Origin of the sequence: Methylobacterium gnaphalii (genome assembly GCF_007992215.1) — a bacterium.
Lineage (GTDB): Bacteria > Pseudomonadota > Alphaproteobacteria > Rhizobiales > Beijerinckiaceae > Methylobacterium > Methylobacterium gnaphalii.
Genome location: NZ_BJZV01000007.1, coordinates 158,383 through 177,960, shown reverse-complemented (window position 1 = coordinate 177,960; position 19,578 = coordinate 158,383). Strand labels below are relative to the sequence as shown.

Below are 19,578 nucleotides of genomic sequence, written 5' to 3'. Positions count from 1 at the left end.
CCAGATGAATTTCGTCGAAAAGCGGAAGGATCTCGCCGAGAGCGAGGCCATCGGCGTGTCACGCGCCGAGGCCGGCAGCCCGGCTGAGCCCAAGCGGGGCTGGGTCAAGCGTCATTATGCCTGGATCGGCACCTGCGCGAGCGTGCTGCTGCTCGCCGCCTCCGCCGTGGTGCTCTGGAAGCTGTCGGAGGAGATCACCTGGGCCAAGCTCGGCGCGGCGCTCACGGGCGTCGGCGGCATGCAGCTCGGCATCGCCTTCGGCTTCGTCGCGATCAGCTACTTCTTCCTGACCTTCTACGACGCGCTGGCGCTGAAGCAGCTCAAGCTGAAGATGCCCTACCGGATCACCGCGCTCGCCTCGTTCACGAGCTACGCGGTGAGCTTCACCCTTGGCTTTCCGCTCTTCACGGCGGGGACGATCCGCTACTGGGTCTATTCGAGCCGGGGATTGTCGGCCGCGAAGATCGCGGCGCTCACCGTGATCGCCGGCTTCACCTTCTGGCTCGGCATGGGGGTGGTGCTTGGCCTGAGCCTCATCGTCGAGGCCGGCCAGCTCGCCGGCCTTGCCTTCACCTCGATCCGCGTGAACCAGGGCGTCGGCGTCGCGGCCCTGTTCTCGGTGGTCGGATATCTGATCTGGGTCTCGATCAAGCGGCGCTACATCACCGTGAAGCACTGGCGGCTGGAACTGCCGGGCGCCACGGTCTCGTTCAGTCAGATGCTGGTAGGCATCGGCGACGTCTGTGCCGCGGCCGCCGTGCTCTACGTGCTGATGCCGCCCGAGCTGACGCTCGGCTTCTCGACCTTCGTCGCGATCTACGTGCTCGCCGCCATGCTCGGCATCGCCTCCAACGTGCCGGGGGGCGCGGGGGTGTTCGAGGCGACGATCATGCTCGCCATGTCGAGCCTGCCGCGCGACGAGGTGCTCGGCTCGCTGCTGCTATTCCGGGTCTGCTACTACCTCGTGCCGTTCCTGGTGGCGCTCGCCATGCTCGGCATCTACGAGGTCGCCAAGCGCCTGCGCCGCCGGCGCGCCGCCAACGATCCGTGACGGCGCCGGAGCAGGCTGCGAAAGCGTGGCAACGGCTCGTCGCGTGGGCCTGCTCTGAACGATCGATCCCAGCGCGGATGAGCTGACGATGCCCGGTTCGATCCGCCGCTCTGCCCTCTCGGGCGCCGTCATCGCCACGCTGATCTTCGTGGGATCCGCCCTTCTCGACGGCACGTTCGGCATCGCCGTCATGCTCGCCGCCTGCCTTGCCCTCGTCGCCGGCGCGGTGCTGAGCCGATCTGGCGCGCCGGTCGTTGCGATCCGGCAGGAGACCGAGCGGCGCGAGCGCCATTCGGTGGCGGAATCGCTGCTCGCCAACATCCCCGACCCGGTCATCCTGGTCGACCGCCGCATCGTCGTACTGGAGGCAAATGCGGCGGCGCGCGCGCTGCTGCCCGGCCTGAAGCTGCGCCACCCACTCTCCTTCGCCCTGCGCTCCCCGGATGTGCTCGATGGGATCGAGCAGGTGCTGCAGACCGGTGCGCCGCTGAAGACGAACTACGTCACTCGGGTGCCGACCGAGCGCGTCTTCGAAGTGCAGATCGGTGCGTTGCCGATGCCGGATACGGCCGGCGGCGACCGGCCGAACGTCGTGCTCTTCCTGCGCGACCTCACCGAGTCGCGCCGCCTCGAGACCATGAGGGCCGATTTCGTCGCCAATGCCAGCCACGAGCTGCGCACGCCGCTGGCCTCTCTCTCCGGTTTCATCGAGACCCTGCAGGGGCCGGCACGCGACGACGAGCGTGCCCGCGAACAGTTCCTCGACATCATGCGCGCCCAGGCGCAGCGCATGACCCGGCTCATCGAGGATCTGCTCTCGCTGTCGCGCATCGAGCAGCGCGAGCATGTGCCGCCGACGCAGCTCGTCGATCTGAGACGCATCGCCCGCCAGCTGGTGGACGAGAGGGTGCCGCTCGCAGCAGAGCGGGGCATCGCCCTGACGCTCCAGGTCCCTGACCAGCCGCTCCCGGTGCTTGGAGATCGCGACGAGCTGATGCGGGTCGTCGAGAACCTCGTCGAGAACGCGCTGAAATACGGCGGAGGCGGTGGCCTCGTCCAGGTAAGCCTCGCGCGCGAGGAGGGCTTGGATACGCGGCCTGCGCAGATCGTCCTCGCCGTGCGCGACGAGGGGCCGGGCATCGCGCCCGAGCACATCCCGCGGCTGACCGAGCGCTTCTATCGTGTCGACACAGCATCGAGCCGCCGGCAGGGCGGCACGGGACTCGGACTTGCGATCGTCAAGCACGTCCTCAACCGGCATCGTGGCCGCCTCGTCATCGAGAGCGAACCCGGGCGGGGCACAACCATGCGCGTCGTCCTGCCCGAGCACCGCCCCGGCGGCACGGCAGATCTGCAATCCTTGAACCCAGCGCACCCGCCCTTGACCTTCCCATGATGGGAAGCCCCACCTCGAAGGACATGGATATCAGGGTCAGCTTTCCCCCAACGCGTTCCGCCGCCGCCGAGCCTGCTCGACCGCGCGCCATGCTGATCCTTCCCGTCGCGGGATTGAGTTGCGCCTCCTGCGTCGGCCGAGTCGAACGCGCGCTCGCCGCCCTGCCCGAGGCGTGCGACGTCTCGGTCAACCTGGCCACCGGCATGGCCAGCCTGTCCCTACCAGCCGGCGTGCCGACGCACCACGCCGTCCAGGCGATCGCAGCGAGCGGCTACACCGTGCCGGAGACTGTCACTGCCATCGGCATCGACGGCATGACCTGCGCCTCCTGTGTCGCGCGCGTTGAGCGGGCGCTCGGCGCCCTTCCCGGCGTAACGCAGGCCAACGTCAACCTCGCGACCGGGCGCGCTGAGTTGCACCACGCCGCCGGCACTCTGGCGTTGCGCGATGTCGAGGAGGCCGTTCGGGATGCGGGCTACGAACCGCGCAAAGCCGGCAGCGCCGCCACCGACGCGCCCAGCCGCGAGGAGCGGCAGGCGCGGGAGACCGCGCAACTCTGGCGCGACGTTGCGCTCGCGGCGCTGCTGGCAATGCCGGTGGTGCTGCTCGATATGGGCTCTCACGCCATACCCGGCTTCCACGAAGCCGTCGCCGGCTGGCTCGGAGAGCGGGGCAACGCCGTGTTGCAGGCCGTTCTGGCGACGGCGGTGCTCGCTTGGCCCGGCCGCCGCTTCTTTCGGCACGGCGTGCCCGGCTTGTTGCGCGGCCACCCCGACATGAACGCGCTCGTGGCCCTTGGCGCCGGCGCAGCCTATCTCGCCTCGCTGGTCACGGTCGTGGTGCCGGACCTGCTGCCGGAGGACGGAGCCACCCTGTATTTCGAGGCGAGCGTCCTCATCGTCACGCTGATCCTGCTCGGGCGCGCGCTGGAAGCCCACTCGCGTGGCCGCACCGGGGCGGCGATCACCCGCCTTCTCGACCTCGCGCCGAAGACCGCGCGGGTGATTCGCGACGGCGTGGAGCACGAGGTTCCCGCCGCCTCGCTGGCCGTCGGCGACTGGGTGAGGGTGCGTCCCGGCGAGCGCGTGCCGGCCGATGGCCGCATCGTCGAGGGCGCCTCGTGGATCGACGAGAGCATGGTCACCGGCGAGGCCGAACCGGTCCGGCGGGTGGAGGGCGATGCCACGATCGGCGGCACGCTCAACACTTCGGGCAGCTTCGACCTTGCCGTCGAGAAGGTCGGCTCGGACACCCTGCTCGCGCAGATCGCCCGCATGGTGGAGGCCGCCCAGGGCGGCAAGCTGCCGGTCCAGGCACTTGTCGACCGCATCACCGCGCGTTTCGTGCCTGCGGTGCTCGCCACCGCTGCCAGCACCGTTCTCGCCTGGCTGGCGCTCGCGCCGGAGCCCGCGCTCGGGCCGGCGCTCGTTCACGCCATCGCCGTGCTCGTCATCGCCTGTCCCTGTGCAATGGGGCTCGCCGTGCCCATGTCGATCATGGTCGGCACTGGACGGGCGGCGGAGCGCGGCGTGCTGTTCCGCGAGGGCCGTGCATTGCAGGCTTTGGGCGCCGTGAAAGTGGTTGCCTTCGACAAGACCGGCACCCTGACCGAGGGCCGCCCTCGCCTCACCGACCTCGTCACCGCGTCGGGCTTCTCGCGCGACGCGGTGCTGGCTGCGGCTGGCGCCGTGGAGGCGCGCTCCGAGCACCCGATCGCCCGTGCCATCGTCGCGGCGGCGCAGGAAGGCGGCACGATCCCCGACGCCGACTCCTTCGAGGCCGTGGCGGGGTTCGGCGTAAGGGGGCGCGTTGGCAATCGGAACGTCGCCATCGGCGCCAGGAGATGGATGGACGAACTCAGGGTCGCGACCACGGATCTCGACGCCGAGGCCGAACGGCTCGGACGATCCGGCCGGAGCCCACTCTATGTGGCGATCGGTAGCCGGCTCGCCGCGCTGATCGCGGTGGCCGATCCGGTGCGGACAGAGGCCGCCTCCATCGTGTGTGCGCTGAAGGCCGGCGGTCATGCCGTCGCGATGATCACCGGCGACGACCGCCGCACGGCGCGGTCCGTCGCCGACGCGCTCGGCATCGATGTGATCCGAGCCGAGGTGCTGCCCGACGGCAAGGTAAGGGCCCTGAAGGAGCTGCGGCAGGCGCACGGCGCCGTCGCCTTCGTCGGCGACGGCGTCAACGACGCGCCCGCGCTCGCCGAGGCGGAGGTTGGCATTGCCATCGGCAGCGGAACGGATGTGGCGATCGAGAGCGCCGACGTGGTGCTGATCTCGGGCGCGCTCGGCGGCGTGGAGGAGGCGATCGCGTTGTCGCGGGCAACGATGGCCAATATCCGCCAGAACCTGTTTTGGGCCTTCGCCTACAACGTTGCGCTGATCCCCGTCGCCGCCGGCGCGCTGGCCGTGGCCGGCGTCCCAGCCCTTTCGCCGGTCGCGGCGGCGGGCGCAATGGCTCTGTCCAGCGTGTTCGTGGTGATGAACGCCCTGCGCTTGCGCGGTGCCGGCCGGGAGAGAACGGCATGAGCGCGCATTCAGTCACCATCGGCGAGGCGGCGCGAGCGACCGGTGTCTCAGCGAAGATGATCCGCTACTACGAGGAGACCGGCCTGCTCGGCGCCGCCGAGCGCACTGCCTCCGGCTACCGGCTCTACGGCGAGGCCGATCTTCACGCCCTGCGCTTCGTGCGCCGCGCCCGCGATCTCGGCTTCTCGATGCCCGAGATCGCCGAGTTGCTGGCGCTCTGGCAGGACCGCGCGCGGGCCAGCGCGAGCGTGAAGGCGGTGGCGCTCGCCCATGTTGCTGACCTTCGCCGGCGCATCGCGGAATTGGAGAGCATGGCGCGCACCCTCTCGAGCCTCGCCGAGAGCTGCTGCGGGGACGAGCGGCCGGATTGCCCGATTCTCGACGATCTCGCAGCCGGCCCGGCGGAGGAGTTGCGCGAACTATCGAAGCCCGCAAAGCGCCCTCGCCGCCCCTCCTCCGCGCAAGCTTGAGCATTGACCTGCCGGGTGGCCTCCTGTTTGCTGGTGGCAGGGCGGGCCTCACGCAGGCCTCGCGACACCGTTGAGACCTGATGCCCATCATCGACCGGATTGCCGGCTTCGCGCATGAGATCACCGCCTGGCGGCGCGATCTCCATGCGCATCCGGAACTGAACTACGACGTACACCGCACCGCCGGCTTCGTGGCCGAGAAGCTGCGGGCTTTCGGCTGCGACGAGGTCGTGACCGGCATCGGCCGCACCGGCGTGGTCGGCGTGATCCGTGGCCGCGCCCACGGTTCGAACCGTGCCATCGGCCTGCGCGCCGACATGGACGCCCTGCCGATTCAGGAGGTGCGCGACCTTCCCTACCGCTCGACGGTGCCGGGAAAGATGCATGCCTGCGGCCATGACGGGCACACCGCGATTCTGCTCGGCGCCGCCAGGTACCTCGCGGAGACCCGCGACTTCGACGGCAGCGCCGTTCTGATCTTCCAACCCGCCGAGGAGGGCGGCGGCGGTGGCGCGGCGATGGTCGATGATGGGGTGATGGAGCGCTTCGGCGTCGAGGCCGTCTACGGCCTGCACAACATCCCGAACCAGCCGCTCGGCAGCTTCGCGATCCGGCCCGGCCCGATCATGGCTTCCACCGACCGTTTCACCATCACGATCAAGGGGAAAGGCGGTCATGCGGCCCTGCCGCACAAGGCCGTCGACAGCGTGCTGGTCGCCGCGCACACCGTGGTCGCGCTGCAATCGATCGTGTCGCGGACAGTGTCGCCGCTCGATTCAGCGGTGGTCTCCGTCTGCCACGTCACGGCCGGCGAGACCTTCAACGTGCTGCCTGCCGAGGCTGTCCTGCGCGGCACCATCCGCGCACTGACGCCGGAATGCCGCGCCTCCATGCGGGAGCAGATCGAGACGATCGCGACGGGCGTGGCCGGAGCGTTCGGCGCCGAGGCGACGGTCGTGTTCGACGGCGGCTATCCGGTCACCGATAACCACCCGGCCGAGACCGATTTCATTGCAGACGTCGCCGCCCAGATCGTCGGCGCGGCGTCGGTCGCGCGCGACGCTGCACCGTTAATGGCGGCGGAGGATTTCGCCTACATGCTGCAGCGCCGGCCCGGCGCCTACATCTTCCTCGGCAACGGTCCCTCCGCCGGCCTGCACCACCCGGAATACGATTTCTGTGACGAGGCAGCGCCTTACGGGGCATCCTTGTGGGGACGGTTGATCGAGACGGCGCTGCCGATGCGGTGACAGCCGACCCAACGGAGGATGTAACCGCACGATCGCGCGCTCATCACACCACGCAGGCCAGAGCCGGCGATCGTGCTGGAAGAGCAGCGGTGAGCCCGACCAGGCGGGCTCGACATCAATCCCGCTGCGGTGCCGTTCCGCCCAGATGGAACACCCGGTGCGGCACCAGTTCGCCGCGCTCGACATCGCCCACCGCCACGAGGGTGCCGCCGCAGGTTGCGAAGGCCTTGCCCTCCACGGGAGCGTCGCGCCCGCGCAGGATCACGGGCTGGCCGCGCATCAGGCGGAGCGCCAGATCGCGCGAGACTGGAACCTCGGGGATCTGGTCAAGCGCCGTCTCGACCGACTGGAGATGGGCGGTGACGCCCTCGGGGCCTGCCTCTTCGAGGCCTGGGATGGCGCAGGCGGCGTCCTCGACGAAGGGGCCGACGCGGGTGCGCCGCAGGGCGGCGATATGGCCGTGGCAGCCGAGCATGCGGCCGAGGTCGCGCGCGAGGGCCCGCACATAGGTGCCCTTGCCGCATTCGGCGGCGATCACCGTGCGCTCGCCGTCATGCTCGATCACCGAGAGATGGTCGATCTGCACCTCGCGGGCGACCAGCTCGACCACCTCGCCGTCGCGGGCAAGGTCGTAGGCACGCTCGCCCTGGATTTTGATGGCCGAGTAGCGCGGCGGCACCTGCTGGATGGTGCCGACGAAGGACGGCAGCGCCGCCTCGACCTGCGCGCGGGTCGGGCGCAGCTCGCTCGTCGCGACGGGGCGGCCCTCGGCGTCGTCCGTGTCGGTCTCGACGCCCCACTGCACGGTGAAGCGGTAGGCCTTGCGGCCGTCCATCACGAAGGGAACCGTCTTGGTCGCTTCGCCGAGGGCGATCGGCAGGATGCCCGAGGCCAGTGGGTCGAGGGTGCCGGCATGGCCGGCCTTCTTGGCGTTGAAGACGCGCTTCACCACGGCGACCGCGTGGGTGGAGGTCATGCCGACACCCTTGTCGAGGATGACCCAGCCGCTGACGTCCTTCTTTTTCGGACGATCGTGGCGCGGGGCGCCGCGCTGCGGTCGGCGTCCGCCCCGGCGTGCCTCGTCGAAGCCTCGCTCCGCGCCGCGCGCCTCGGCCGCAGGGATCGCGCGGGGGGGCGTCGATGGCCCGAGGGTTTCGTCCTGCATAGTGTCCTCGATCGGTGACGGTGCGACGTGCCGGACGCCCGCAGCCTCGCGGCGGGTCTCGTCCGGGCATGTCGACATGAGCTGTGGTGGCGGTCTCGGGGCGGGTCGGCCCTGAATCAATGTCCGGATTCGGGCTCGGGTTCGGCCGGCCCGGAATCCCGGGCGGAGTCGAGGTCGCGCTGAACCTTGTCGCTGCGCAGGAGCGCGTCGATGCGGGAGGCCTCGTCGAAGGTCTCGTCCCGACGGAAGCGCAGGTCGGGCGCGAATTTCAGGTTCACACGGCGCGCCACCTCCTGGCGAAGCGCCTTCTTGTTCCGCTCCAGTGCCTGGATCACTGGCGTCTCGTCCTGGCCGCCGAGCGGCATGATGTAGGCGGTGGCGATCTTGAGGTCCGGCGACATCCGCACCTCAGGCACGGTGATGACGTGCGAGCCAAGCACCGGATCCTGGATGTCGCCGCGCTGGAGCACCTCGGCTATGGCGTGGCGCACCAGTTCCGCGACGCGCTGCTGCCGCTGCGTGGGGCCGGACTGGGCTGGCTTCTGAGGCATCTGTCTCGGTCGGTGTCGTACGGATATCCGCAACGCCAAAACGGCGCGGACCGGATGAGCGTAACGCCCCCGGACAACGCTGCGATGGACGAGCGGAACGTGGCCGCTAACGCGCTCTTCCGGCCTCTCGGGCCTTCAGGCCCCGGCGCGGTTCGAGCCGGGTTGCGGCTGAATCGGCGCCTTGTAGCGCAGATATTCGTTGCGGATAAGAGCCTTCTCCGCGCGTTTCGCGGTGGCCGGCGTGCGCGTGGGATGGTTGTGGATATGCGCGGCGTACATCCGGTCGATCCACCCGGCATTCTTGAAGATGCGCTTCGAGCGCAGCAGCGTGAAAGGCGCGACCTTGCGCAGCGGCTGCGCCACGTTGAACTCCGCCACCGCCAGAAGCTCGCCATTCCAGGGATTGGCGCCGTCCATCGCGACGTCGTCGAGATAGACCGGGGTGATCGGCAGATACTGCTCGGGTCGGCCCGTCAGGATCGGCAGCGTATGGACGGCCGAGGAATAGTAGTCGACATCGATCGAGATGAAGCCGATCGGTGCGTCCTCCATGACCGTCGCGAGGAAGTCGGGAATCGTCTCTTCGACGGGGCCGATGACGAGGCGTGCGCGCGGCGGCAGAGCCTGGCGCAGGGCCTCGAAATCCATCGGAAAGTCGCCTTCCTGGAAATATTCCGGCAGGTCGCGGTAGTCGAGCGCCGGCGGCATTCCGGTGCCGGTGTCGAAGCCCACCACCTCGATGGTGACGCCGGTCTCCCGCTCGGTGCGCTCGGCGAGCTGGCACAGGTTCATCAGGCCTGCGCCCGTGGCCACGCCGAATTCGAGCACGACGATCTTGGACAGGCCGAGCTTCTTCGCTGCATCGGCGGCGAACAGCACCGGGAAGGCGTATTGCTGGCGCACCATCAGGTCGAACTCGACCTTGGTGCGGTAGGAGCCGAACAGAGCCACGCCGAGCGACAGCAGGTTGAGATGCAGCGGCTCGCTCAGGCGCTCGCGGAAGATCTTGCGATACTTCCCGTCACTGAAGGCGCGGCCGAGAACGTAGGCGTTCAGCATCGTGGAGACGTCCCGGTCGGCCGAACGGAAGACGAGGGTGTTCGAGCCATCTGCAGCTTACACGCAGAGGTAGCCTCAACGCTTTGGTAAACACAACGTAAAGAGGCCGCTGCATCCGCAGCGGCCTCTCTGTTTCACAATCGATGGTTAAGCGCGGCGCCAGCGTATCAGAGGGTCCGGCGGATTTCCTCGACCCGGTAACACTCGATCTGGTCGCCGGCGCGCATGTCCTGGAAGTTCTCGAAGGACATACCGCACTCGTAGCCGGAGCCAACTTCCTTGGCGTCGTCCTTGAGGCGCTTCAGCTGCGAGAGCTTGCCGTCGTAGATGACGACGCTGTCGCGGATCAGGCGGATATGGGCGCCGCGCTGGACCATGCCGTCCGTGACGCGGCAACCCGCGATCTTGCCGACCTTCGACACGTCGAAGATCTGCAGGATCTGCGCCTCGCCGAGCTTCTCCTCGCGGAGCGTCGGCGGGAGCATGCCCGAGAGCGTGTCTTTGATGTCGTCCACGAGGTCGTAGATGATGCTGTAGTAGCGGATCTCGGCATCCGAGCGCTCGGCAGCCTCGCGCGCTTCCTTGTGGGCGCGCACGTTGAAGCCGATCACCACGGCCTTCGAGGCGGTGGCTAGGGTGATGTCCGACTCGGTGATGCCGCCGACGCCCGCATGCAGGATGCGCGCGGAAACCTCGTCGTTGCCGATCTTGCCGAGCGCGCCGACGATCGCCTCGACCGAGCCCTGCACGTCACCCTTGATGATGACGGGCAGCTCGCGTCGGCCGATGCCCTCCTTGGCCTCGCGCATCATGTCGACGAGCGAGCGGTTGGCACCGCCGGTGCGGGCGGTCATGCGGTCGCGCTTGATCCGGGCGCGGTACTCCGCGACCTCACGGGCGCGGGCCTCGTTCGGAACCACGACGACACGCTCGCCGGCGTCCGGCGTACCGTTGAAACCGAGCACCTCGACGGGAACCGACGGTCCCGCATAGGGGATATGCGCGCCCTTGTCGTCGATCAGGGCGCGCACGCGGCCCCACTCGGCGCCGGCCACGACGATGTCGCCGGTAAACAGCGTGCCGCGCTGCACGAGCACGGTCGCGACCGGGCCGCGGCCGCGGTCGAGCTGAGCCTCGATCACGGTGCCTTCGCCGTCACGCTGCTCGTTGGCGCGCAGGTTCATGATCTCGGCCTGGAGCTGTAGGCCTTCGAGAAGCTCGGGAAGACCTTCGCCGGTCTTGGCCGAGACCTCGAATTCCAGCGTCTCGCCGCCCATCGACTCGACCTGGATGTCGTGCTGCAGCAGCTCGGTGCGGACCCGCTGCGGGTTCGCGTCGGCCTTGTCGATCTTGTTGATCGCAATGATCAACGGAACGCCTGCCGCCTTGGCATGGGCAATCGCCTCGATCGTCTGCGGCATGACGCCGTCATCGGCGGCCACCACGAGCACGACGATGTCCGTCACCTTGGCGCCGCGGGCGCGCATGGAGGTGAAGGCGGCGTGGCCGGGGGTGTCGATGAAGGTCAGGAGATCGCCCGACGGAGCGGCAACCTGATAGGCGCCGATATGCTGGGTGATGCCGCCAGCCTCGCCTTCCACGACGTTCGCCTTGCGGATCGCGTCGAGCAGTGAGGTCTTGCCGTGGTCGACGTGGCCCATGATGGTCACGACCGGCGGGCGCGGCTCCAGATCCTCCTCGAGATCCGGCTCCTCCGAGCTCAGGCCCTCTTCGACGTCGGATTCGGCCACGCGCTTGACCGTGTGGCCCATTTCCTCGGCGATGAGCTGCGCAGAATCCGAGTCGATCACGTCGGTGATCTTGTGGATCTCGCCCTGCTTCATCAGCAGGCGGATCACGTCCACGGCCCGCTCCGACATGCGGTTGGCGAGTTCCTGGATGGTGATCGTCTCGGGGATCGTCACCTCGCGGGCGATCTTCTCCTTGGGCTCGTCGTGCCGGTGGCCGCTCATGCGTTGCTGGCGGCGACGGAACGAGGCGACCGAGCGCGTGCGCTCTTCCTCGCCCGAGGTCGCGTTGGCGATGGTCAGACGACCGCGGTTGCGGTCACCGCCCGGCGATTTCGGCGTCTTGGGTGGCGTGATGATCTTGAGCGGCATGCCGGGACGGCGGATCACCCGCTTGGTCTCGGGCTCGTCGTCGGCCGCTGCAGCGCTGGGGCGGGCCGGACGGGTGACGGTGACGCCGTCCGCCTGGCGCGCGGTGGTCGGGCTCGGCGAGCGCTCCGGCTCGGGAGCCGGGGCCGGACGGGCCATGAAGTTCAGGTCGCGCGGCTTGCGCGCCTCGGCCGTGATCGTGCGGCGCGGCTCAGCAGGAGCCGCCGGCATCACGGGAGGCCGAGGGGGAACGGGGCGCGGAGCCGTCGCAGCGGGGCGAGCCGCTGGGGCAGCCGGACGCGGAGCTGCGGCAGTCGGCTGAGCAGCACGTGCCGGAGCCTCCTGGGGAGCCTCGGCAGGCGCGCCGCGGGCGGCCTCTTCCTCGGACCGGCGGCGCAGCTCGTCGGAAGCCCGGCGGCGCAGCTCGTCGTCCTGCTTGCGACGATCCTCCTCCTCGCGGCGGCGGGCCTCGGCGGCCTCACGCTCGCGCTGGGCGGCTTCCTCGCGCTCGCGGCGGGCCTGCCTCTCGGCATCGGCCAACGCACGCATCTCCTGCTCGCGCTTCTGCGATTCGGCGAGGGCGCGGTCGCGTGCCTCGCGCTCGGCGTCGCTCAGCGTGCGCAGCACCATACCGGAGCCGGACCCGGATCGCGCGGCCGGGGGCCGTGCGGCGGGTGCGGCCGGCGCCGGCGTAGCCGGACGTGCGGGCGGCGCGGCGGGAGCCTCGCGCGTCGGGGCGGCGGGAGCCGGCGCAGCGCCGATCGTGCGGCGCTTGACCGTCTCGACCAGGACCGACTTGGAGCGGCCATGGGAGAAGCTCTGGCGGACCGTTCCCTGCTCGATCGGGCGCTTCAGCGTCAGGGGCTTTGCCGGCGCCCTGTTCTGCGTCTTGTCGCCCGGTGTCTTCGTATCGCTCATTCAGTCCCAACCCTGGGGGTTTGCATCGTCCCGTCGACCGGCAGCCCCGCCTAGACGGGCCGGTCCATCGTCTCATCGTCGTGCGGATCGGAGGCGGGTGCGCCGGCCTGAGCCGGCTGGGCCTCCGCAAACACCGACGCCGTGCCCTCAAAAGCACGGAGCCGACGCCAACGCGCGAGACAGCCGGTCGTGCCAGCCCCCGCGATGAGCGCAGCGTGTATCACATGATCCCGACCTAAAGCCATGTCCAATTCGTCTTCGGACAGGTCGTCGATGATCGGGACTACATAGGTGGAGTCGCCCTGGCGTCGGCGCAAGGCTTGGCCGATCTTGCGGCGGCCGTCGGCGGCCGCGTCCGAGGCATGAATCACGGCCGCGACACCCGTGCGGCCGCCGATCTCGGCCTCGACCTTGCCGAAGCCCGTGACGACGCAACCGGACTTGTTCGCCATGGCGATGGCCTGACGCAGATCCGTGCGCAGGCCTTCGGCGATCCGGTCGGCGGTGTCGGGGGCCGCGTCGGCCCGCTCATTCTTGAAGGCGCGACGGAAGAGACGACGCTTCAGCGCAGTCTCGACGGCCTCGCGGGTGCCGCTGACCCAGGCGCCGCGGCCGGGAAGCCGGGCGCGCAGGTCGGGAATGACGGTGCCGTCGGGCGACAGCACGAAGCGGATCATCTGGCCCGGTGGCTTCGCCTCGCGCGTGACGATGCAGGTGCGCTCGGCACCCTGCCGGCCCCGGTTGGGGCCGAGGTCGAGCTCATCATCCACGTCGCTGTCGATCGCCTCGACCATCTCGATCCTTGTGTGGGTGGCTCACGGGGCGATCGCCTCATGAACCGTCCGCCGCCGCACGGGCGGCGCGAGTTCGTGTTCGCCGGCAGCCCCGTCGCGCAGGAGCGACGAGCCGCCGGATCGACCTGTATGCCCTCAGGCGGCCGGCTGCGGCTCGGCGGCGTTCTCCGCCTCCTCGCCCTCGCCCTCTTCGCCCTCGGGCTCCGGCAGCGCCTCGATCCAGCCGGCCTTGAGACGGGCGGCCATGATCAGGGCCTCGGCCTCGGTGCGCGACAGCTCGAACCCGTCGAGGAAGCCGGCATGGCGCACGGCCTCGGGGCCACGGCCCTCCGTGTAGCCGACGAGGTCGTCGGTGGCGCAGCCGGCGAGATCCTCGACGTTCTTCACGTCGTTCTCGCCGAGCGCCACCAGCATCGGGGTGGTGATGCCGTCGATCTCGCGCAGCTCGTCCTCGACGCCGAGTTCGATGCGGCGGGCATCGTGCTCCGCCTCGATGCGAGCGAGGTAATCCTGGGCGCGGGCCTGGATCTCGTTGCCGGTCTCCTCGTCGAGGCCCTGGATGTTGGCCAGTTCGGACGGCTCGACATAGGCGACTTCCTCGACGTTGCGGAAGCCTTCCGCCGCGAGGAGCTGTCCGACGGTCTCGTCGACGTCGAGCGCCTCCATGAAGACCTGCGTGCGCTCGGCGAATTCCTTCTGACGGCGCTCCGATTCCTCGGCCTCGGTCATGATGTCGATGTCCCAGCCCGTGAGCTGGGAGGCGAGGCGCACGTTCTGGCCGCGGCGGCCGATGGCCAGCGAAAGCTGGTCGTCCGGAACCACCACCTCGATGCGGTCGGCTTCCTCGTCGAGCACCACCTTCACGACCTCGGCCGGCTGCAGCGCGTTGACGATGAAGGTCGCCTGGTCGACCGACCACGGGATGATGTCGATCTTCTCACCCTGGAGCTCGCCGACCACTGCCTGCACACGCGAGCCGCGCATACCGACGCAGGCGCCGACCGGATCGATCGAGCCGTCGTTCGAGATCACCGCAATCTTGGCGCGCGAGCCCGGATCGCGGGCCACCGCCTTCACCTCGACGATGCCGTCATAGATCTCGGGCACTTCCTGGCCGAAGAGCTTCGCCATGAATTGCGGATGCGAGCGCGACAGGAAGATCTGGGGACCGCGCACTTCCGAGCGGACGTCGAACAGGTAGGAGCGGATGCGGTCGCCGGGACGGAAGGTCTCGCGCGGAATCATCTCGTCGCGGCGGACGATGCCCTCGCCACGGCCGAGATCGACGATGACGTTGCCGTACTCGACGCGCTTGACGGTGCCGTTGAGGATCTCACCGATGCGGTCCTTGTACTCCTCGTACTGGCGCGCCCGCTCGGCGTCGCGCACCTTCTGCACGATGACCTGCTTGGCCGACTGCGCGGCGACGCGGCCGAAATCGAACGGCGGCAGCGTGTCGGAGATGACGTCGCCGACCTGGGCGGCCGGGTTGTAGCGCTTGGCCTGTTCGACGGTCAGCTCGCGGGCGTCGTTCTCGACCTCCTCGACGACGAGCAGGTGGCGCGACAGGCGCAACGCGCCGGTCTTGGGGTCGATCTCGGCATGGACATCCGTCTCGGCGCCGTAGCGCGAGCGTGCGGCCTTAGCGATCGCCTCCTCCATCGCCTCGATGACGATGACGCGGTCGATCACCTTCTCGCGAGCGACGGCCTCGGCGATCTGGAGGAGTTCGAGCCGGTTGGCGCTAACGACGGACATGGTGGCGGTCCTTCTCTCGGTCGGTCTCGTCTTCGCCGCGCTGGCGCGGCGTCGAAGGGTCAGTGGAGGCTGTCGCGGTTCTTGAGCCGGACGGCCTTGGTCATCACGGGCTTCGTGCCGTCGGGCTTCGGCTTGGGAGCCTTTACGGGTTTGGTCTTCTTCTGGCGCACGGGCTTGTGCGGGACGACGCGGACCGGCTCCTCGGCCTCATCCTCCTCGAACTCATCCTCGTCGCCCTCCTGCGGCGGCGCGGAGCCGCGGCGCAGGGACTCGCGGATCAGCTCATCGGTGAGCACGAGATGCGCCTCGGCGAGGTCGCACAGCGGCAGGGCGATCTCGCTCGGCAGGCCGGCCTTCACGTCGACAAGGTGGATCGGCACGGTGGCGCCGTTGGCGCTCGGCACGCCGATGATGCCGCGGAAACGCTTGCGGCCGTCGAGCGGAACCGCGAGCTCGACCTTCGCCTCGTAGCCGGCCCAGCGCTCAAAATCCGAGACGCGCACCAGCGGGCGGTCGATGCCCGGCGAGGATAGTTCGAGGTAGTAGGCACCGCCCACGGGATCGTCGAGGTCGAGGAGCGGCGAGATTGCGCGGCTCACCGTCTCGCAATCGTCGACGCTCATTGTACCGTCGGGCCGCTCGGCCATGATCTGCACGGTGCAGCCATTCGTGGGGGTGACCTTCACCCGCACGAGCCGGAAACCCAACCCTTCGATCGAGGCCTCGATCACGCGCGCCACCTTCGCGGCAACGCCGTGCTCGACCACCAACCGCTTCTCGGAAGCGTCCGCCATGCTCTGTCCGAAAGACCCGAACTCGTTGAGAGGATCGATCCCGGTTGCGCGGCAGGCGAGTGCGTTACGGAATAAAAAAAGAGCGGGTCCGTTGGGACCCACTCCCGTACCGCAGCCTAGACTGCAACCAGAATGTTGAGTCGAGACGTAACGCCGGATGCCCTGGATTTCAAGCGAAATGCGCGCCGCGATCCCGCGCGACGGCCAAGCGTAGCCATGATAGCGCCTCCGACCTACCATGAGCATCGATTGCGCACGGATCGGCGTTCATGCCGGCGGGCCGACCGAGGCTGAAGGGTGACGTTACCGCCACGATGACTGCGCGAGAGCCCCGCGACGTATCCGGCCAAGCCCCTCCGCCTGCCGCAGGGGCCAGATCGGTGCCGTCCCGAGACGTCGATCCCCGAGTGGCCGCGCGCGAGGCGGCGGGCGCCGCCCGCGTGCTGGCGCGGCAACTCGTTCTGCTCGCCGGCGTGGGCCTGCGCGGCGCTGGGCGGAGGGGGCTCGGCGCGGCGCGAGCCGTCGGCCCCTGGCTCGCACGCTCGCGCCGGCCGGCCGACGACCGGCCCTCGGCCGCATCCGTCCCGCGCCCGGTTCAAGGCGGCTCGCGGCTTGCGCGGCTGCGGCGGCGGCCGCTCCTGGCACTCGGCCTCGCGGCGTTGGCGTTGCCGGCGCTTGTTCTCGCCGTCACGGTGCTGCAGGCCTTCGCGACGTTGCCACCGCTCGGCGGCGTGGTCCCCGAGGGCGGGCAGCGGGCGATCACGGTCGAGGCCGATGATGGCCGGCCCTTCGCAACCCGCGGCGCCTATCGCGGCGAACGGCTCACCGCCGCCGACATGCCGCCACATCTCGCACAGGCGATTACCGCGATCGAGGATCGGCGCTTCTACAGCCATTGGGGCATCGACCTGCGCGGCCTCGCCCGCGCCGTCTACCGCAACATTACTGGCGGCGGCGTCCGCGAGGGCGGCTCGACCATCACTCAGCAATATGCCCGGCTAACCTCGCTGACCCAGGAGAAGACGCTCCGCCGCAAGATCCAGGAGGCGCTGCTGGCGCTGCGGCTCGAGAGCACGATGACGAAGCAGGAGATCCTGCTCGGCTATCTCAACACCGCCTATTTCGGGGCCGGCGCCTACGGGGTCGACGCGGCGGCGCGGCGCTATTTCGGGCACGGCGCGAAGGCGCTGACCCTGAGCGAGTCCGCGATGCTGGCCGGCCTCGTGCGCGCGCCCTCGCAGCTCGCGCCCACCCGCAACTTCGGCGGCGCCAAGGCGCGGGCGGACCTCGTGCTCCAGGCCATGGTCGAGACCGGTGCGATCACTCAGGCGCAATCGGACAGGGCTCGCGCGGAAAAGCTCGTGCTGCGCACGCCGCCCGAGACGCCGCCCGGCGCCAACTACTTCATCGACATGGTGGCGGGCGATGCAAAGAAGCTCGCGGGCGATGCCGGCGATGTCACCCTGCGCACGACCCTCAACATCGAGCTGCAGAGCGCGGCCCAGGCGGCACTCGCGCGCAAGCTCGACGCGGAGGGCGACAAGAAGAAGGTCGGCCAGGGCGCGCTCGTCGCGATGTCCAAGGACGGCGCGATCCTCGCCATGGTGGGCGGGCGCGATTACGAGGACAGCCAGTTCAACCGCGCGACCCAGGCCAGGCGCCAGGCCGGCTCGCTGTTCAAGCTCTTCGTCTATCTCGCGGCCTATCAGCGCGGCTACACGCCCGAAAACGTCCTCGTCGACCGCCCGACCCAGATCGGCGAGTGGGAGCCGCAGAACTCCAACAACCGCTTTCGCGGCGCCCTCCCCCTGCGCTCGGCCTTCGCGCTGTCAGTGAACACCATCGCAGCGCAGCTCGGCGACGAGATCGGCATTCCGAGTGTGATCGAGGCGGCCCGGGGGCTCGGGGTGCAATCCGACCTGCCGAACGTGCCGAGCCTCGCGCTGGGCTCCGCCGACGTGACCCTGCTGGAGATGACGCGCGCCTATGCCGGCGTGCTCACCGGCGCGCCGCCCGTGGAGGCCTTCGCGATCCACACCATCAAGGGCTCCGCACCGAAGCCGCTCTACCTGCACGAGGCAAGGCCGGCCGGCGCTGCCCTGTCGCGGAGCGTGCAGTCGATGATGCTCGACTCGATGGAAGCGGTGGTCGAGAGCGGCACCGGCAAGGCGGCCCGCCTCCCCGGCACGCCGATCGGCGGCAAGACCGGCACCAGCCAGGATTATCGCGATGCCTGGTTCGTCGGGATGACCTCCGACATGATCGTCGGGGTCTGGGTCGGCAATGACGACAATGCGCCGATGAAGGGCGTGACCGGCGGCGACATCCCGGCGCGGGTGTTCCACGACTTCGTGCAGCGCGCGCAGGTGATCCTGAAGGGCAGGAAGCGCCCTGCCCCGTCGGCTGCGAGGGCGGAGCGAGCACCGGCCGGCGAGATCTCGACGGGGCCGGTCGCGTCCGACATCCGCGGCGTGCCGGAGGTGATCGATACCGGCACGCTCGCTGTCCGGGGGCGCACCGTGAAGCTCGCAGGCGTCACCGGCGAGGGAGGCGCGCTGGCCCGCCAACTCGCGCGCTACCTGCGCCGCCGCGAGGTCGCCTGCGAGCCGGAGGGCGGGGGTTCAGCGATGCGCTGCCGGCTCGACGGCGACGACCTCGCCTCGCTGATCCTCACCGCAGGCGGCGCCAGGGCAACGGAGGATGCGCCGCAGGATCTGCTGGAGGCGGAGGACCAAGCCCGGTCGGAGCGGGCGGGTTTGTGGGCACGCGAGCGCTACTGACCGCCGCCGCGCCCGTGCGGTTCCTCAGACTTGAAATTCGGGATCGACCGGAATCTGAAGCGTGGTGACGAGGGCGTTCGTCTCGTTGGCCATGCCGATCACTGCCAGCAGCTCGCCATGCTGGGCCTCCGTCATGCCTTTGCCCCGCGCGGCCGCGGTATGGGAGTGGATGCAGTAGCTGCAGCCGTTGGCGACCGAGACGGCGATGTAGATCAGTTCCTTGGTCAGCGGGTCCAGGGCGCCGTCGGCGGCCATGATCTCCTTGAGGCTCGCCCAGGTTCGTTCGAGCGCGGCGGGCTGGTTGGCCAGGCCACGCCAGAAATTGTTGATGAAGTCGGAGCGCCGCGTCGCCCGTATGTCGTCGAAGACGGCCTTCACCCGCGGCTCGCTCTCGGCTTCGGCGTCACTCCACAGCTTGACGGTGGTCATCTCCGCGCTCCCGGATCATCCTTTGTTGTCGAGGCCGCCTGGCGATCCCAATTCGCTCCAGGTAGCCAGGCGTTTCAAACCCCTTCGACGATGCGGATGTCGCGCTCGGCGCCGTCCGCCAGAACCTCCAGCGCCTTCTGGTAGTCCGAGCTGTCATGGGCAGCGCGGGCCTGCTCCACGCTGTCAAACTCGATGAGCACCGTGCGCATCGGAAGGCCCGACTCGTAGGTCTGTGCCGGAACCCCGCGCGCCAGGATGCGGCCGCCAGCGGCCGCGATCGCCGGCCCGCTGAGCTGAGCATAGGCAGCGAGCGCATCGGGATTGCTGATCGCGCGATAGGTGGCGACCCAGTAAGCTTTGGCCATCGTGAACATCTCCTCGGGACGCGTCGCGCGTCGAACCATGCGTCCGGGCCGGCTCGCTCCGTCCCGCGCGGCTTCTAGCCCGAGCGGGTCGGTGAAGTTGAGACACGTTCGTGAGACGAGCGCGGGGAATCCACCGCAGCGTCA

General features: G+C 69.4%; 15 protein-coding genes. 6 read left to right on the top strand and 9 right to left on the bottom strand.

The features are described from left to right. Nucleotides 1–4: 4 nt before the first annotated feature. The 5 genes from MGN01_RS08915 to MGN01_RS08895 all read left to right on the top strand — a co-directional run bounded on the left by MGN01_RS08915 (nucleotide 5) and on the right by MGN01_RS08895 (nucleotide 6,704). Complete coding sequence (locus MGN01_RS08915) at nucleotides 5–1,051, top strand: lysylphosphatidylglycerol synthase domain-containing protein (RefSeq protein WP_147046245.1); 1,047 nt, start codon at nucleotides 5–7, stop codon at nucleotides 1,049–1,051. An 88-nt stretch (nucleotides 1,052–1,139) separates the two neighbouring features. Further along, entirely contained in the window at nucleotides 1,140–2,447 is a 1,308-nt protein-coding gene (locus MGN01_RS08910; protein ID WP_147046244.1) for an ATP-binding protein, read from the top strand. A gap of 89 nt (nucleotides 2,448–2,536) precedes the next feature. Beyond that, on the top strand, nucleotides 2,537–4,984 hold the full coding sequence (locus MGN01_RS08905; protein ID WP_238257762.1) for a heavy metal translocating P-type ATPase: 2,448 nt from the start codon (nucleotides 2,537–2,539) through the stop codon (nucleotides 4,982–4,984). Beyond that, nucleotides 4,981–5,454, top strand: a complete 474-nt coding sequence (gene cueR, locus MGN01_RS08900; RefSeq protein WP_147046243.1) for a Cu(I)-responsive transcriptional regulator — start codon at nucleotides 4,981–4,983, stop codon at nucleotides 5,452–5,454. The genes MGN01_RS08905 and cueR overlap by 4 nt, the downstream gene beginning before the upstream one ends. An 80-nt stretch (nucleotides 5,455–5,534) precedes the next feature. Further along, entirely contained in the window at nucleotides 5,535–6,704 is a 1,170-nt protein-coding gene (locus MGN01_RS08895; RefSeq protein ID WP_147046242.1) for a M20 aminoacylase family protein, read from the top strand. Nucleotides 6,705–6,819: 115 nt separating this feature from the next. Here MGN01_RS08895 and truB read toward each other — a convergent pair whose 3' ends face one another. From truB to rimP, 7 genes are all read right to left on the bottom strand, one after another. Beyond that, nucleotides 6,820–7,869 (bottom strand): tRNA pseudouridine(55) synthase TruB, encoded by a 1,050-nt coding sequence (gene truB, locus MGN01_RS08890; protein ID WP_147046267.1) that lies wholly within the window; start codon nucleotides 7,867–7,869, stop codon nucleotides 6,820–6,822. Nucleotides 7,870–7,985: 116 nt separating this feature from the next. Continuing rightward, nucleotides 7,986–8,420: a 30S ribosome-binding factor RbfA gene (gene rbfA, locus MGN01_RS08885; protein ID WP_147046241.1), complete on the bottom strand. Its 435-nt coding sequence runs from the start codon at nucleotides 8,418–8,420 to the stop codon at nucleotides 7,986–7,988. Between the two features lie 135 nt (nucleotides 8,421–8,555). Further along, nucleotides 8,556–9,479, bottom strand: coding sequence for a class I SAM-dependent methyltransferase (locus tag MGN01_RS08880; RefSeq protein WP_147046240.1), 924 nt, complete (start codon nucleotides 9,477–9,479; stop codon nucleotides 8,556–8,558). Between the two features lie 167 nt (nucleotides 9,480–9,646). Then, the gene (infB, locus tag MGN01_RS08875; RefSeq protein ID WP_147046239.1) at nucleotides 9,647–12,514 is read right to left on the bottom strand and encodes a translation initiation factor IF-2; all 2,868 of its coding nucleotides are present in this window, start codon (nucleotides 12,512–12,514) and stop codon (nucleotides 9,647–9,649) included. A gap of 50 nt (nucleotides 12,515–12,564) precedes the next feature. Further along, on the bottom strand, nucleotides 12,565–13,308 hold the full coding sequence (locus MGN01_RS08870; protein ID WP_147046238.1) for an RNA-binding protein: 744 nt from the start codon (nucleotides 13,306–13,308) through the stop codon (nucleotides 12,565–12,567). Between the two features lie 135 nt (nucleotides 13,309–13,443). After that, entirely contained in the window at nucleotides 13,444–15,066 is a 1,623-nt protein-coding gene (gene nusA, locus MGN01_RS08865; RefSeq protein ID WP_147046237.1) for a transcription termination factor NusA, read from the bottom strand. Between the two features lie 59 nt (nucleotides 15,067–15,125). Next, nucleotides 15,126–15,860, bottom strand: coding sequence for a ribosome maturation factor RimP (rimP, locus tag MGN01_RS08860; protein WP_147046236.1), 735 nt, complete (start codon nucleotides 15,858–15,860; stop codon nucleotides 15,126–15,128). Nucleotides 15,861–16,174: 314 nt separating this feature from the next. Between rimP and MGN01_RS08855 the strand changes: the two genes are divergently transcribed. Then, nucleotides 16,175–18,640 (top strand): PBP1A family penicillin-binding protein, encoded by a 2,466-nt coding sequence (locus MGN01_RS08855; RefSeq protein WP_444543515.1) that lies wholly within the window; start codon nucleotides 16,175–16,177, stop codon nucleotides 18,638–18,640. A gap of 24 nt (nucleotides 18,641–18,664) precedes the next feature. Here MGN01_RS08855 and MGN01_RS08850 read toward each other — a convergent pair whose 3' ends face one another. Both MGN01_RS08850 and MGN01_RS08845 read right to left on the bottom strand, forming a co-directional pair. Continuing rightward, nucleotides 18,665–19,069 carry a carboxymuconolactone decarboxylase family protein gene (locus tag MGN01_RS08850; RefSeq protein WP_147046235.1) on the bottom strand — a complete coding sequence of 135 codons (405 nt, stop codon included), beginning with the start codon at nucleotides 19,067–19,069 and terminating at the stop codon, nucleotides 18,665–18,667. Nucleotides 19,070–19,143: 74 nt separating this feature from the next. Further along, nucleotides 19,144–19,434, bottom strand: coding sequence for a DUF1330 domain-containing protein (locus MGN01_RS08845; protein ID WP_147046234.1), 291 nt, complete (start codon nucleotides 19,432–19,434; stop codon nucleotides 19,144–19,146). Between the last annotated feature and the right edge of the window lie 144 nt (nucleotides 19,435–19,578).